The 14,381-nt window shown below is 43.9% G+C and carries 12 protein-coding genes and 1 pseudogene; 7 read left to right on the top strand and 6 right to left on the bottom strand.

Annotation, left to right across the window (positions count from 1 at the left end; translation table 11 throughout):
• Nucleotides 1-4: 4 nt before the first annotated feature.
• The 5 genes from VRUMOI_RS17560 to sstT all read right to left on the bottom strand — a co-directional run bounded on the left by VRUMOI_RS17560 (nucleotide 5) and on the right by sstT (nucleotide 6,175).
• Entirely contained in the window at nucleotides 5-1,408 is a 1,404-nt protein-coding gene (locus VRUMOI_RS17560) for an ABC transporter ATP-binding protein (RefSeq protein ID WP_089139376.1), read from the bottom strand.
• Complete coding sequence (locus VRUMOI_RS17555) at nucleotides 1,405-2,184, bottom strand: ABC transporter permease (RefSeq protein ID WP_089139377.1); 780 nt, start codon at nucleotides 2,182-2,184, stop codon at nucleotides 1,405-1,407. The genes VRUMOI_RS17560 and VRUMOI_RS17555 overlap by 4 nt, the downstream gene beginning before the upstream one ends.
• Nucleotides 2,184-3,143 (bottom strand): ABC transporter permease, encoded by a 960-nt coding sequence (locus tag VRUMOI_RS17550; protein WP_089139378.1) that lies wholly within the window; start codon nucleotides 3,141-3,143, stop codon nucleotides 2,184-2,186. The genes VRUMOI_RS17555 and VRUMOI_RS17550 overlap by 1 nt, the downstream gene beginning before the upstream one ends.
• Nucleotides 3,143-4,687, bottom strand: coding sequence for an ABC transporter substrate-binding protein (locus VRUMOI_RS17545; protein ID WP_089139379.1), 1,545 nt, complete (start codon nucleotides 4,685-4,687; stop codon nucleotides 3,143-3,145). Before VRUMOI_RS17545 ends, VRUMOI_RS17550 begins: the two co-directional genes overlap by 1 nt.
• A gap of 249 nt (nucleotides 4,688-4,936) precedes the next feature.
• A complete protein-coding gene (sstT, locus tag VRUMOI_RS17540) occupies nucleotides 4,937-6,175 on the bottom strand; it encodes a serine/threonine transporter SstT (protein ID WP_089139380.1) in 1,239 nt (412 codons plus the stop codon).
• Between the two features lie 731 nt (nucleotides 6,176-6,906).
• Between sstT and coxB the strand changes: the two genes are divergently transcribed.
• The 4 genes and pseudogenes from coxB to VRUMOI_RS17520 all read left to right on the top strand — a co-directional run bounded on the left by coxB (nucleotide 6,907) and on the right by VRUMOI_RS17520 (nucleotide 11,401).
• Nucleotides 6,907-8,076 (top strand): cytochrome c oxidase subunit II, encoded by a 1,170-nt coding sequence (gene coxB, locus VRUMOI_RS17535; RefSeq protein ID WP_231897569.1) that lies wholly within the window; start codon nucleotides 6,907-6,909, stop codon nucleotides 8,074-8,076.
• A gap of 56 nt (nucleotides 8,077-8,132) precedes the next feature.
• Nucleotides 8,133-9,692 (top strand): annotated as a pseudogene (gene ctaD / locus VRUMOI_RS17530) (cytochrome c oxidase subunit I); the annotation flags it as partial.
• Nucleotides 9,693-9,766: 74 nt separating this feature from the next.
• On the top strand, nucleotides 9,767-10,456 hold the full coding sequence (locus VRUMOI_RS17525; RefSeq protein ID WP_089139383.1) for a cytochrome c oxidase assembly protein: 690 nt from the start codon (nucleotides 9,767-9,769) through the stop codon (nucleotides 10,454-10,456).
• A gap of 24 nt (nucleotides 10,457-10,480) precedes the next feature.
• Entirely contained in the window at nucleotides 10,481-11,401 is a 921-nt protein-coding gene (locus tag VRUMOI_RS17520) for a cytochrome c oxidase subunit 3 (RefSeq protein WP_089139384.1), read from the top strand.
• Here the strand turns inward: VRUMOI_RS17520 and VRUMOI_RS17515 are convergent.
• Nucleotides 11,398-11,628: a DUF2909 domain-containing protein gene (locus tag VRUMOI_RS17515; protein ID WP_089139385.1), complete on the bottom strand. Its 231-nt coding sequence runs from the start codon at nucleotides 11,626-11,628 to the stop codon at nucleotides 11,398-11,400. The genes VRUMOI_RS17520 and VRUMOI_RS17515 overlap by 4 nt on opposite strands.
• Here VRUMOI_RS17515 and VRUMOI_RS17510 point away from each other — a divergent pair.
• From VRUMOI_RS17510 to VRUMOI_RS17500, 3 genes are all read left to right on the top strand, one after another.
• Nucleotides 11,627-12,466, top strand: a complete 840-nt coding sequence (locus VRUMOI_RS17510) for an SURF1 family protein (protein ID WP_089139386.1) — start codon at nucleotides 11,627-11,629, stop codon at nucleotides 12,464-12,466. The two genes, VRUMOI_RS17515 and VRUMOI_RS17510, sit on opposite strands and share 2 nt — an antisense overlap.
• Before the next feature lie 168 nt (nucleotides 12,467-12,634).
• Nucleotides 12,635-13,150, top strand: coding sequence for a hypothetical protein (locus VRUMOI_RS17505; RefSeq protein WP_089139430.1), 516 nt, complete (start codon nucleotides 12,635-12,637; stop codon nucleotides 13,148-13,150).
• A 41-nt stretch (nucleotides 13,151-13,191) separates the two neighbouring features.
• Entirely contained in the window at nucleotides 13,192-14,352 is a 1,161-nt protein-coding gene (locus VRUMOI_RS17500; RefSeq protein ID WP_089139431.1) for a COX15/CtaA family protein, read from the top strand.
• The last annotated feature ends 29 nt before the right edge of the window (nucleotides 14,353-14,381 follow it).

The following is a 14,381-nucleotide window of genomic DNA, read 5'->3' as shown; positions in this document are numbered from 1 at the left end:
CTCTTTACAACTGAATCACTTTATCGGATACCGCCTTGATGAGTTGTGGATCGTGACTCACGATTAACATGCCACATCCTTGTTGCTTGGCTAAAGTAATCAACATAGTAGACACTTCTTTGGCGACAATAGGATCAAGACGAGTGGTTGGTTCATCAGCAAATAAAAAGACTGGCTTGAGCAATAAAGTCCGCAAAATAGCAAATCTTTGTAGCTCGCCACCAGAGGCTTGATGCGGTTTTTGATTGAGTATTTCAGGTTTTAGACGCAGTGTCTCCATCATGCTTGGGATCTGGTCTGTGTCTATTTTATGCAACTTAACTAAGTCCTTTAATAATTGTCCAAGTGTTGCATGGCTAGGTAGTGAAGCGATAGGGTCTTGGAATAGTTTTAACCATTTTGATTGATGAGCCATCACTTTATTGTTCGGCTTTTGTTTAGTTAAATATTCAATGCTGCCTGAATGTATTGGTAGTTGGCCTAAAATCGCATCGCCCAAACTGCTCTTTCCACACCCGCTATCACCTACGACACCAATTACCTCGCCAGCATGAAGTTGGAAATTCAGATCATCGATTAAAGTTTGCTTTCCTCGACGTAAACTGAGGTTACTCACCTTTAAAATCGGCTCTTGAATTTTATTCATTAGAGATACGGCTTGCCAAGCTTCGGGTTGTGATGAAATCAGAGTTTGAGTATATGGATGTTGAGCATTAGTGAGCATATCGCGGGTATTGCCTTGCTCAATTAACTGACCATTTTGTAATACGATCATCTGACCATCAATGCCGCGTGCCACATCAATATCATGGGTGACCACGAGTAAGCCACCTTGTTCTGCGCGGTCTTTGAGATGGTCAACCATGTCATCTCGACGGGAAACATCGAGACCTTTGGTCGGTTCGTCGGCCAAGAAAAGGTCACTATTACTGGCGCGTGCGACACTCATCGCTAAGCGCTGTGCCATACCACCAGATAATTCATACGGTCGCTTTTGAGCATGCTCGCCTAAACCATATTGATTGAGAGAATAGAGAGATTCCTGTTTTGCTTGTGACTTTGGTTTGCCTTGGACATAACGAAAAACTTCACATACTTGTTGCTGGCTTCTCATCAAAGGGCTTAAAGCTTGAGATGGCTCTTGTGGCAAAATGGATAAGGTTTTTCCCCACAATTGTTTCCTTTGTTGCCAATGGATTTCTTTTCCTTGAATGAATAATTTACCCATCACCGATAATGTGGGTTCAAGTGTGCCCATAATGAATTTGAGCAGCAAACTTTTCCCTGAACCGGTTTGTCCTAATACGACCAAAGGAGTCTTATTGGCCAAACAAAAAGAAAGGTTGCTGACCAATTCAATATCACCATGTTTGATGGTTAAGTTCTGTACTTCTAAAAATGCGGTCATCTTTTACTACCTGTTAATAGATGAAAACTCATGATGAGCAGGGCAATTAGGATGATAGGTTGAATTAATAACCAAGGGGCTTCACTATAATAAGGAAACAGTTCGACGATCATTAACCCTAGCTCACTGGTTGGTGGTTGAATTCCCACATAAATAAACCCAAGTGATGCCATATATAAGATGGCGTTTGCCGCGCCAAAGGAAGCAATGGTTGCCACTGGAGAGGCCAGTTCTGGCCATAAATGACGACGAATTAAATACCACCGGTTAAAGCCAAGTAAACGAGAGTTTTGGACGGCCTCATTTGCCATGACTTTGCGAGTAATCGTGCGCGATAACTGAAAATATTCGACCCATTGAATAAGCGAGATCGCAAAATACAATGCCGCAAATGAGCCCGGCATCATCGCGGCTAGCAATAACACGATCACTAAAGCCGGGAGGGCGAGTAAAATATTGACCAACATGGATAATCCGCGATCAATCCAACCGCCTTTCCAGCCAGCCAACATGCCTAATAGACAGCCTATAGCAGCAGAAGTGACCACACAAATGACCGCCATTGCTAACGATAAACGGAGTGCATAAGTCAATCGGCTAAGCATGCTTCGTCCATATTGATCGGTACCTAACCAATGTTCAGCACTTGGCGGAACTAGAATGGACATTAAATTCTGCTGATTTGGGTCAATATTCATCACTAAAGGGCCTAAGATCGCAGTAAGCACGAATAGAGATAACAGACTCAGTGACAATTTTTGAGACAACGACATCATTACGCAAAGGCTCCTTGTTTTTGAGTTTCGGCTTGAGTGGAGCGAGGATCGAGTGCGCGACACAGTAAATCATTGCATGTATTTAAAATGACAAACAAAATACCAAGACAGATTGCGGTTCCTTGAATAACCGGAATATCACGCGCAAAAATAGCATGAGCTAATCCATGCCCGACGCCGGGCCATGAAAATAAAGATTCGATCATCACCACACCTTCAAGCACCATCACTAACTGCACGCCCCAATAAGCCACCACGGGTAAGGCAATATTGATGATGCCATGACGTTTGAATGTGATGCTTGAGCTTAGTCCTTTGGTTCGAGCATATTGATAAAATGGCGCTTGAAAAACACGTTGTGCTGAATGATAAACAATTCGGTTCGAAGCAGCAGCAAGGCTAACGGCTAACGTTAATGCTGGCAGAACTAAATGTGCAGTCGTGCCGAACCCTGCGACAGGGAACCAAGAGAAATGGATCGCAAGCAGAGTAATAAGCGCTAAACCAATGACAAACACAGGCAACGAGCGAAATAAAGTCGAAAAGCCTAAAATGATCGGGTTGGCGGTACGTGGAAAGCGAGCGCTAAGTAAACCAAGTGGAATGGCAATCACAATAGAAAGCGCCATCCCTGCTCCGGCTAAAAGCATTGAGTGGTAGAGCTGATGCTCCACTACCGCTAACACGGGTTCGCCACTCACGAGTGAATGGCCAAAGTTAAATTGCGCAAGATCCACAAGCCATTGCATAAAACTATGCCAACCATTTTGGTCTAAGTTGAGTTCTTGGCGGATAAACTCAGCCGCTTCCGCATTGACATTATCTTGTCCATAGCGGCTTGCGGCTAAGCGATAGGCCATATCGCCCGGCAGAGAGCGCATTAACAAGTAAGTTAGGCCACCAACCGAAAAAATGACGGCAATCAGTTGCAAAAATCGTTGATAAAAGATCCCCAACATTACTGTGTAAACTCCATTTTGCTGAGTTTAAAGTTGCGTTCGTAAGGGTCGAAAGAAAACCCTTTTACGCGGATGTTCACACCAATACGCTGGGTGTAGCTAGCAATCGGTAATAAAGAGTAACCTTGATGGATATATTGAGCAGCCTGTTGGGCTAACTGATGGTATTCATCTTGATTGTTAGTCAGGTTCAAGGTGCTAAATAACTGAGAGAGCTTGGGATTACTCCAGTTCATAGCCCCCCAATCTCCGCCTTGTGGTGAAAAGTCATTACTGAGTACCGCAAGAGGATCGGCAATGACCCCATAGTTACGAGCCATCAGTGCAACTTGAAGTGAGCCATCGTGATGACCCGCTGGGATAGCGCTTGAGTTGGTAATGTTGATATTGAGTTTGATGCCAATCTGGCGCCATTGATCTTGTAATGCGGTGGCGACATTCGTCAGTTCTGGGCGGTCTGCGTAGGTGATCAAAGTGAGTTCGAAAGGCTTTCCATCACGAGTTAGCATGCCTTGGCCGTTTTTGTCCCAACCTAACTGGGCCAGTAATTGTCGTGCTTTTTCTATATCGTACTGCGGTTTTTGATATTGATTCAGGTACCAATCACTCACCGCGGCAGGTAATAGTTGATCGATCTCAGCCCCTGGCGATCTCAATACTCCTGCTGCGATACCTTGGCGATTAATGGCAAGACTCAGTGCTTGACGTGCTTCTTTACTGCTTAACAAGGGATCCCCTGCGTTCAGTTTGAGCACTAATGTTCTCGGAATCGAATATTCATGAACTTTGATTTGCGGTTGCATTTTCATTCTCATCACGCTGGTAGGAGACAGTTCGAATGCAATGTCAGCCTGACCGCTGGTGGCTTGAAGTGCGCGGCTTTCCGCTCTGTGGCCAGTTAAGTAGGTAGCATACTGAATAGAGGCATCGTCAGCCCAGTATTGAGCAAACTTTTCTACCGTTAATTTGTGCGGTGGGGCAAGCGTATATATTTTGTATGGACCGGTGCCGTATAAATGAGAGACTTTGCCTGACTCATCATAGGATTCTGGGCTTAAAATGACGTTAGCGTAATGCGCAAGCACAGCACCTAAAGGTCGATAAGGTTGTGATAGAGCAATGGATATTTGGTTGTCACTACTCGCTTCAATTTTTTCTATCGGTGCATTTTTAAGAGGCCCGTGTTTATTAAAGGCGATCAGCAAGCTCTTCACAACGGCCTCTGCATCCATTTTTTTCCCATCGTGGAAGGTAACATCGGGTACCAAAGTAAAAGACCAAACCTTACGATCATCACTAACTTGATAGTTTTGGGCTAAAGCGGGTAATAACTCGCCTTTGGCATTGACATCAAGCAAGGTTTCTGTGACTTGCATACGAGTAAATAGGTAACCATTTGAGGATGGGTCGATATTGGTAAATTCTAAGCTACCTGCGAGCGATAGCGTATTGGAACGATTGGGTTCTTGAGCATAAGCATGAGGTAACAGTGTTAAGCAAGCACAAGTCAATAAAAGAGGAAATTTGATATTAAGCATAGTCATTATATTTCTTAAAGATAGATTTTGTTATGTTATAACATACCTATAAGATGCAAATCTAATCGTTCGTTTATGGGAATGTAAGAAAGTGTAACGGTGAGAGTGTCGCTATACTCTTGAAAAATATAGGGCTATTACTCGATGGGGGGAACATAACGTCAGAGGAATAAATCGTTTAGTCCCCGAAGTCATAAAATAAAAATGGCCAGCAGATCACTCTGCTGGCCATTGACGTTTAATCGGCGTTGAAGATTAAGCTTGGTTAGATTGCGCTGCTGCTTGAGCTTCTTCTGCACGACAAACCGCGGCAGTGAATACCACGTCTGTAGAACTGTTTAGGCCGGTTTCAGCTGAATCTTGGATAACACCAATGATGAAGCCAACACCGACTACTTGCATCGCGATGTCGTTTGAAATACCAAACAAGCTACATGCTAATGGGATAAGTAGTAAAGAACCACCGGCAACTCCCGATGCACCACAAGCTGAAACTGCTGCTACTAGGCTTAGTAATACCGCTGTTGGTAGGTCAACTTGAATACCAAGCGTGTTAACCGCTGCCAGCGTTAATACTGTGATAGTAATCGCCGCGCCACCCATGTTGACGGTTGCACCTAGTGGAATAGAAACCGAATAAGTATCTTCATTCAGTTTTAGTTTTTCACACAATGCCATGTTTACTGGGATATTCGCTGCACTTGAGCGAGTGAAGAACGCCGTTACACCACTTTCACGTAGGCATTGGAATACCAACGGATATGGATTTTGCTTGGTTTTAAGATAAACCAACAGTGGGTTTACGATTAGCGCGATGATTGCCATCGAGCCTAGTAATACCGCTAACAGTTGAGCGTAACCGGCAATCGCCTCAAAGCCTGTGGTTGCAAATGTGGTTGCAACAAGACCGAAGATACCGATTGGCGCTAAACGAATGATAAAGCGAACTACGGCAGAAACACCGTGGCTAAGATCGCTGAACATATCTTTGGTTGCGGTATTAGCGTGGCGAAGCGCCAAACCTAAACCGACTGACCAAGCAAGAATGCCGATGTAGTTAGCATTAACTAATGCATTTACTGGGTTATCGACAATTTTAAATAACAGTGTATTTAAAACTTCACCAATGCCTTCAGGAGGAGTGGTACCTGTTGCTGCATTCACTAAAGTAAGCGATGTTGGGAAAGCAAAGCTCATTAGTACCGCAGTTAGGGCCGCTAAAAAGGTGCCGACAAGGTAAAGAGTAACCACTGGACGCATGTTACTGCTGGAGTCTTTTTTCTGGCTAGCAATCGAAGCTGCAACCAAAATAAAAACAAGGATAGGTGCGATGGCTTTTAGTGCGCCGACGAATAGGCTACCAAAAATTGACATGCTAGTAGCTGCTGAAGGTGAAATCGTAGCAAGTGCAACACCTGCGATAATACCAACCAAAATTTGCAGCACCAGATTGCCATTGGCCAATCGATGAATCAATGAGTTGTTGTTTTGCATAGTTAAGCCTGTTTTATGTTTTATTGTCAGTCAAAATCCAGTTTGACCGGCCCAGTAGCTTCTGGGCTAAACCATCATAGCTTCTGTAGTGAATCTGTCTACTAGAAAGCCTGAATATCAGTACAAGAATTAACAATTGGTGCAATTTTGTACGCACTTGTGTTGTTAAATAAATGTTGCGCAGGTTTATAGCACACTAAATGAACACGAGAAATTTTTTTTTGTTGATTTTGTGCTCACAAATTGAAAATAGAAAAAGTATATTTCTTGAACAAATCTAAAACTCTAACTAGCTTTAGAGATAACTAGGTAAGTAAAAACGTAGAAAAGCCGTACCCGTTATGAACTTATATGAATTAAAAGTATAGCGTGGTGTGGTGCCACTTCATCCTGACACCTCATCACGGTTTCATATGCATTTGAATGTATTTTCAAACTGTATGAAGGGAACCTGTTGGAGCTTATGCTCACTTGGTGTATCTGTGTGCTTCTTGCTCCGCGATATCTAAAGCCATTGAATTAGCAAATTGATTGACGCTGTTCATCCGTCTGATTGCAGATTTAATGGCTTTAGGTAAATAACAATAAAAATATTGTAAGGACGAGGGGGCATCTTGATCAGATCACGTACAAACGTTGCTGCTTATTATTCAATGGTGGACTCTGGCAAAATAAGCTTTGCTCTACGCTTTATGGTACGGCTGGTGGCTGGAATATTGCTTTTGATTCCAATGATTGCAACGCCTGCCGAAACTCGACTTAACCTTACCCAAGGCGTCACTGAAATTAGCGGTAAGGTTTATGACTTGCACATGCTGATTTTTTACATTTGCTGCGCGATTGCCGTGGTGGTGTTTGGCGTGATGTTTTATTCGATCATTCGTCATCGCAAATCGCGAGGAGCTAAAGCCGCTCATTTCCATGAAAGCACCAAGGTTGAAATCCTTTGGACTGTGATCCCAATTATTATTCTTGTCTTGATGGCCATTCCTGCCACGAAAACATTGATTGCGATGGAAGACACTTCTCAAGACGATCTCACGATTAAAGTGACGGGTTCGCAATGGAAATGGCATTACCGCTATTTTAATCATGATGTGTCTTTTTATAGCTTCTTAACCACTTCGCAAAAGCAAATCGAAGGCAGTGAGCAAAAAGGAGAACATTATCTATTAGAAGTTGATAACCCTCTCGTGCTGCCAATCAATCGTAAGATCCGTTTTTTGATGACCTCTGATGATGTGATTCACTCATGGTGGGTGCCGGATTTTGCCGTGAAAAAAGATGCAGTCCCCGGTTTTATTAATGAAGCGTGGACCAAAATTGATAAGCCGGGCGTTTACCGTGGTCAGTGTGCTGAGCTATGTGGCCGTAATCATGGTTTTATGCCGATAGTGGTTCAAGCACTACCGGAAGATGAATTTGATACTTGGTTGGCAAAACAAGAACAAATGGCCGCTGCCAAAAAAGCGGAGCAACAACAAGCCTTAAGCAAAACACTCAGTATGGATGAGCTTATGGCGATGGGTGAAAAGGTTTATACCGAGCGTTGCAGCGTTTGCCATCAAGTTAATGGACAAGGCGTTCCCAATGTTTTTCCTGCCTTGAAAGGCAGCCCAATTGCTACCGGCGATGTACTGCAACATATCAATATTGTTACTCATGGCAAAGCAGGAACCGCAATGCAGGCGTTTGCTAATCAATTAAGTGAAGAAGAGATTGCGGCAGTCATTACTTATGAGCGTAATGCTTGGGGCAATGATACCGGCGATGCGCTGCAAGCTTCAGATATCAAACAAGTCCTTACTGATGGCACGTTACCGGATAAAGAAAGCACACAAGCAAATATGGAAGCCGAGCCAGCATCAGAGACAGTGGATAGTCAATCGGAGGCACAATGAACCCTTCATCTTCTTACCAACATACAGCAACAGAGACGGCCGATCATATTGACTCTGAGCACGTGCACCATGGGCCTGCAAAAGGCATCAAGCGCTGGCTTTATTCGACCAACCATAAAGACATAGGGACTTTATATCTATGGTTTAGCTTGATTATGTTTTTCACTGGCGGCGCGATGGCCATGGTGATTCGAGCCGAGTTATTTCAGCCTGGCTTGCAATTGGTTGATCCGCACTTTTTTAACCAAATGACCACGGTTCATGGCTTGATCATGGTGTTTGGCGCGGTAATGCCAGCGTTTACTGGATTAGCAAACTGGATGATCCCGATGATGATTGGCGCGCCAGATATGGCGTTGCCACGAATGAATAACCTCAGTTTTTGGATTCTACCTTTTGCATTTTTGATTTTACTCGGCTCTCTGTTGATGCCGGGTGGGGGACCTGACTTTGGTTGGACATTTTACGCACCGCTCTCAACCAAATTCAGTTCTGACAGTACCGCATTATTTGTCTTTTCTATTCATATTATGGGGATCAGCTCGATCATGGGCGCGATCAATGTGATTGTGACCATCGTGAATATGCGCGCACCCGGTATGGATTGGATGAAGTTACCGATGTTTGTTTGGACTTGGTTAATCACCGCTTTCTTATTAATTGCTGTGATGCCTGTTTTGGCCGGGGCAGTGACCATGGTGCTCACCGATAAATATTTCGGCACCAGTTTTTTTGATGCAGCAGGCGGCGGCGACCCAGTGATGTTCCAACATATTTTTTGGTTTTTTGGTCACCCTGAAGTGTACATCATGATTTTGCCTTCATTTGGCATCATTTCAGCAATTATCCCCGCTTTTAGTGGCAAAAGGTTGTTTGGCTACCACTCGATGGTGTACGCCACATGTTCGATTGCCTTACTGTCGTTTTTAGTTTGGGCGCACCACATGTTTACCACGGGTATGCCAGTGTTTGCTGAAATCTTCTTTATGTATTGCACCATGTTAATTGCCGTACCGACCGGAGTGAAAGTGTTTAACTGGGTGGCGACCATGTGGCGAGGCTCACTCACGTTTGAAACTCCGATGTTGTTTGCGATTGCTTTTATTGTGCTGTTTACCATCGGAGGCTTTTCAGGGCTGATGCTGGCGATTGTGCCGGCTGATTTCCAATACCATGATACTTATTTTGTGGTGGCGCATTTTCATTATGTTTTGGTAACTGGTGCGGTATTTTCAATCATGGCGGCGGCCTATTACTGGCTGCCTAAATGGACCGGCCATATGTATAACCAAACATTAAGCTTGTGGCACTTCTGGCTATCGGTTATTTCCGTCAATATTTTATTTTTCCCTATGCATTTCTTAGGGCTAGCAGGCATGCCTAGGCGTATTCCTGATTATGCGATTCAATTTGCGGATGTGAATCAGATCGTCTCCATCGGTGGATTTATGTTTGGCCTGTCTCAATTGCTCTTTCTGACGGTGGTGATCAAATGTATTCGTGGTGGTGATGCAGCGCCTGCTAAGCCTTGGGATCGCGCTGAAGGGTTGGAATGGACGGTGCCAAGCCCTGCGCCACACCATACGTTTTCGACTCCACCGACGATAGAGAAATAGACGATAGGAAAAGAGTAGGCATGCAGTGTTGTGGCGAAAGAGAGATAAGCCCACGATGAGATGAGGCACAGGTAATGACGAATCAATCGAACATCGCAAAAAGTAATAAAAAGCTGATCGGCTATTTGCTGCTTGGCGTGGTTGGTATGTTTGGTTTTGGGTTCGCGTTAGTGCCTTTGTACGACATTATGTGCCAGCAACTTGGTATTAACGGCAAAACCAACACCGTTGCCGCCAGCACTCAAGGTATCCAAGTGGATAAATCTCGCGTGGTACGAGTGCAGTTTATGGCTAATGTGAGCCCAGATATGCCATGGCAGTTTGAACCGGTTCAGGCACAAATGGATGTGCATCCTGGCGAAGTGATTAAAACCAGTTATCGGGCAGTGAATAACTCAAATGTGGCCATGATTGGCCAAGCCGTGCCTTCTATTGCCCCCGGATTAGCGGCCACCCATTTTAATAAAGTGGAGTGTTTTTGTTTTCATCACCAACCTTTGGCAGGCAAAGCTGAAGCCGAATTACCGGTGATTTTTTATGTGGATAACGATTTGCCGACTTCCGTTAATCGGTTGACGCTTTCTTATACTTTATATGACATTACCAAAAACGAATCGCCATCCGCTAAAGCACCCAATACCGCCAAGACTCAAGTGCTTAGAGCGTCTAAAGATTTAAAGAGTAACAATGTTGTTAGTTTGAGCAGGGGAGCGCCAGAGTCGTTCGCTCAACCATTTGATTCATCGCTAAATGAGCGGAATTAATCGCTTATTTTAAGGAGAGCTAAGATGAATAAATCGAGTCCTACCGCCTCTCATCAAGGCCATGTCCCTCATTCCCGTCAACCGGAAGTTTATTATGTGCCGCCAGAAAGTAATTGGCCGATTGTTGGCGCGTTTGCCTTGTTTATGATCGCGGTTGGCGCGGGGTTATTCATTCAGCCTAAAAGCATGTTGAGTAGCTTTGGTGGGTTTGTATTATTCGTCGGTTTTGTCACTTTAGTGATTATGCTCGTTGGCTGGTTTCGTAATGTGATCCAAGAGTCGCTGTCTGGCTTATATTCACACCAAATAGAACGTTCATTTCGTCAAGGAATGAGCTGGTTTATTTTTTCAGAAGTGATGTTTTTTGCTGCCTTCTTTGGGGCGCTTTTTTATACCAGAATGATTTCTGTACCTTGGCTTGGTGGCGCTTCCAATAACTTGATGACCAATGAAGTGTTGTGGCCCACCTTTGAAGCGATATGGCCATTAGTAAAAACCCCAGGTGGTACAGAGACCCAAGCGATGCCTTGGCAGGGCCTGCCTTTAATGAACACCATTATTTTATTGACGTCCTCGATTACGCTGCATTTTTCTCAACTCAGCTTAGAAAAAAACCAACGTACCGCACTGATCATTTGGTTGGAAATTACCATCGTGTTGGCGGTGGCTTTCTTGTTTTATCAAGGCCAAGAATACGCGCATGCTTATCAAGAGATGAACCTCACTCTGCAATCCGGCGTTTATGGTAATACCTTCTTTTTGCTCACCGGGTTTCATGGCTTGCATGTGACCTTGGGTACTCTGTTTTTGATTGTACTGCTTTGCCGTATCGCATTTAGCCATTTTACTCCTCGAGATCATTTTGCATTTCAAGCGGGAAGTTGGTACTGGCATTTTGTCGATGTGGTTTGGTTATGCCTGTTTATTTTTGTTTATGTGCTTTAGTAAGGGCGAGTATTGGGCGAGAGGAGGCCTGACGCTAAACCAATTAACAGCACCATTATAATGATGACCGAAATAAATAAGCGTTTTCCAAGATATTGACTCATTGGTACCGCATTCGGGTCGTTGCGATCGTATTTCACCATTGAGTACAAAGCTCTGCCGAGGTTAAAAATGACAAACAGCAGCAGAAGCACCAAGGTTAACTTAAATAAGAAAGTGATAGTCATGGCATCTCCTATGGCGACATTGGGCGTAAAAAAAATCGGTTTATTATTACTTACTGTGGTTGTGTTTATTGTGATGGTCAAATTAGGTTTTTGGCAATTAGAGCGGGGTAACCAAAAATTGGCATTGGAGCAACAATTACAATTAAGAGCCGATGCCGCACCAGTGGCAATGAAAGATTGGGTATTCGATAACAATCACCACGCCATCGGCACAAAAGTCTCTCTGACGATAGAACCATTGCCGCTTAATTTTAAGGTGCAACGTGTGTATTGGGATAACCAAACCTGGCAAGGCAAAGTCGGTTACCTCGTTTTTCAACCGGTACGTGTGCTGTCTGGTGAATCAGGTTCATCACCAAACGTTCAGAAAATCGCGTTAATTGAATTGGGATTTATTGCAGCAGGACGTGATCGACAAGTCTTGCCTTATGTAGCTGGCGTGGTGGAACAACAAAGTATGGTAGGACGTTTATATCGCAAACAAGAGAACCCGATGAGCCAAGGTTTGATGCCGGAAATAATTGAATCGGAAGGGGGGCAATTACAAGGAACCGCATCGCTTCGAGTGCAGAATTTATTACTGGAATCGTTGCCTCGTTATTTATCCTTTGATATGAAAAATACGTTATTTCCTTATGTGATTCAGCCTGTTCAACCTTTGGAGTTAGCCAGTGAACATGGAAATGTTGTTAGTGAGCACTTACCACATCCATGGCATCCGCTACCCATGTCATCAAAACGACACTTTGGTTATGCAGTACAGTGGTTTTCGATGGCCAGTGTATTGCTGTTGTTAGCCATATGGTTTGCTTTTCGACAGGTTAAGCGCCCAACGTAAGCCACCATCGAAAGTCTTAACCTTAGATGGTAATGAACAACAAGACCGTATGCGTTTTTAGATTATTTGAATTGAGGTCAGGTCGTGATGAGTATATCGAAGCAAGAGAATATACGGGTTGAAAATAAAGGGTTAACACCAGGTTCAAGTAAAAAAGTGTTATGGCTAATGTTGCTGATTTTTGCCTTACCAGTGATTGCCGCCAAGCTAATTTTATCCATGCATTGGTATCAACCCGGAGTCACCAATCACGGCCAGTTAATTGAACCCAATTTTCATTATCAAGATGTGCAATTGATCAACCCAGCCATTCACTCATGGCAAATCGCTTACCTTTTACCGGACCAATGTGATGCGGTGTGCGAGCAACAGTTGCATCTATTAAAGCAAAGTCACATTGCATTAGGTAAAGATCAGCCACGAGTCGTACCGGTTGTTATGGCGTCTAACCCAGAAGATTTAGCGACCTTAAAAGACAGTGGTTTTGTGTTGTTATCGGCGCCCGAACTTTGGCATCAAGCTAATATGCAAAGCTTTGCTACTCAAGATTTTGTTTTGATTGATCCGCTTGGGCAATGGGTGATGCGCTATCCTACCGTGCGCGATCAAGGTGAACTAACAGATGAACTCAAGGGGCTGCTAGCTGATTTACGTAAGTTATTAAAACTATCAAGAGTGGGTTAAATCTCAGTGGTGCAATCACGATGACCGGTGAAGGGGGCGATATGGATTATGCGGCATTACTAACCAAACTGATTCGGTTCAGCATTGGCCTTACTTTAGTTGTGATTGTGTTGGGCGCCTACACTCGTATCTCCGATGCAGGATTAGGTTGTCCTGATTGGCCCGGTTGTTATGGACAGCTTAGTGTTCCAATGAAAAATGCTGAAATCGTCCGCGCGTCTAGCTTATTTCCTGAGCACATTATTGAACCTCACAAAGCTTGGCTCGAAATGATTCACCGTTATGTCGCTGGATCTTTAGGACTATTGATTGCTGCAATATTAGCGGTGAGCGTTAAAGTGCCCAATCTACCTAAATTTTGGCCTAGTATTTTGGTGTTACTGGTGGTGTTTCAAGCCGCCCTTGGAATGTGGACGGTGACATTAAAGTTGATGCCTATCATCGTAGTACTGCATTTATTAGGTGGCTTTGCACTGTTGAGTTTATTGATGGTGTTTTATTTGGTTAGCCGGCCTTATTGTGAAGATCATGATGAAAGTCGAACGAGCGCTTTAAATCCAGAAAAGAACCTAAGTCATCAGCGCTTATTGTGGGCAACCTCATTGCAAAAAATGAGCTGGATAGCGCTTAGTGTATTGATTGTGCAAATCTTTTTGGGCGGTTGGACCTCATCCAATTACGCGGCTTTAGTCTGTACCTCGTTTCCATTGTGCGAAGGCGAATGGTGGCGTGCCTTAAACATCAGTGGTGCATTGACCATATTCCAGCATCCATTATTGATGAATGGTGATAGTTTTGAATTTGGCGTGTTGGACTATGGCTCTCGGGTGACGATTCATTTACTTCATCGATTCGGAGCCATCATTACCGCCGTAACGCTTCTGGTTTTTTCTTGGCGTTTAATTCGTTATCAATTACTGAACCAATCACATCGATTGCTAAATCGTTCTGCTTATTTACTCATTGGCTTAGTGATGCTTCAGGTTGGCTTAGGAATTGCCAATGTTGTGATGCATCTACCTGTTATTTTGGCGGTTGGCCACAATTTAGTCGCAGCCCTGCTATTGTTAAATGTAGTGTTTATATGTACCCATTTACGGCTGTCTTATCGAATCAAAGAGCGTACCCGAAGTGCTCAAATAGAAAGCCGTGACACTCAAATGAGAATGGTCACTAAGTCGAGCCGCTTTATCGAAAAATAAATTTATCAAGGTGAGCACTAGGCTTGATT

Origin of the sequence: Vibrio rumoiensis (assembly GCF_002218045.2) — a bacterium.
Classification (GTDB): domain Bacteria; phylum Pseudomonadota; class Gammaproteobacteria; order Enterobacterales; family Vibrionaceae; genus Vibrio; species Vibrio rumoiensis.
Note: the sequence above shows the minus strand (reverse complement) of the source record. Positions and strands in the feature narration are given on the sequence as shown.

What these genes read in the sequence shown, in the direction of transcription:
- VRUMOI_RS17560 (WP_089139376.1), bottom strand. Translation starts at nt 1,408, where the DNA reads ATGACCGCATTTTTAGAAGTACAGAACTTAACCATCAAACATGGTGAT.
- VRUMOI_RS17555 (WP_089139377.1), bottom strand. Translation starts at nt 2,184, where the DNA reads ATGATGTCGTTGTCTCAAAAATTGTCACTGAGTCTGTTATCTCTATTC.
- VRUMOI_RS17550 (WP_089139378.1), bottom strand. Translation starts at nt 3,143, where the DNA reads ATGTTGGGGATCTTTTATCAACGATTTTTGCAACTGATTGCCGTCATT.
- VRUMOI_RS17545 (WP_089139379.1), bottom strand. Translation starts at nt 4,687, where the DNA reads ATGACTATGCTTAATATCAAATTTCCTCTTTTATTGACTTGTGCTTGC.
- sstT (WP_089139380.1), bottom strand. Translation starts at nt 6,175, where the DNA reads ATGCAAAACAACAACTCATTGATTCATCGATTGGCCAATGGCAATCTG.
- coxB (WP_231897569.1), top strand. Translation starts at nt 6,907, where the DNA reads ATGATTGCAACGCCTGCCGAAACTCGACTTAACCTTACCCAAGGCGTC.
- VRUMOI_RS17525 (WP_089139383.1), top strand. Translation starts at nt 9,767, where the DNA reads ATGACGAATCAATCGAACATCGCAAAAAGTAATAAAAAGCTGATCGGC.
- VRUMOI_RS17520 (WP_089139384.1), top strand. Translation starts at nt 10,481, where the DNA reads ATGAATAAATCGAGTCCTACCGCCTCTCATCAAGGCCATGTCCCTCAT.
- VRUMOI_RS17510 (WP_089139386.1), top strand. Translation starts at nt 11,627, where the DNA reads ATGGCATCTCCTATGGCGACATTGGGCGTAAAAAAAATCGGTTTATTA.
- VRUMOI_RS17515 (WP_089139385.1), bottom strand. Translation starts at nt 11,628, where the DNA reads ATGACTATCACTTTCTTATTTAAGTTAACCTTGGTGCTTCTGCTGCTG.
- VRUMOI_RS17505 (WP_089139430.1), top strand. Translation starts at nt 12,635, where the DNA reads ATGTTGCTGATTTTTGCCTTACCAGTGATTGCCGCCAAGCTAATTTTA.
- VRUMOI_RS17500 (WP_089139431.1), top strand. Translation starts at nt 13,192, where the DNA reads ATGGATTATGCGGCATTACTAACCAAACTGATTCGGTTCAGCATTGGC.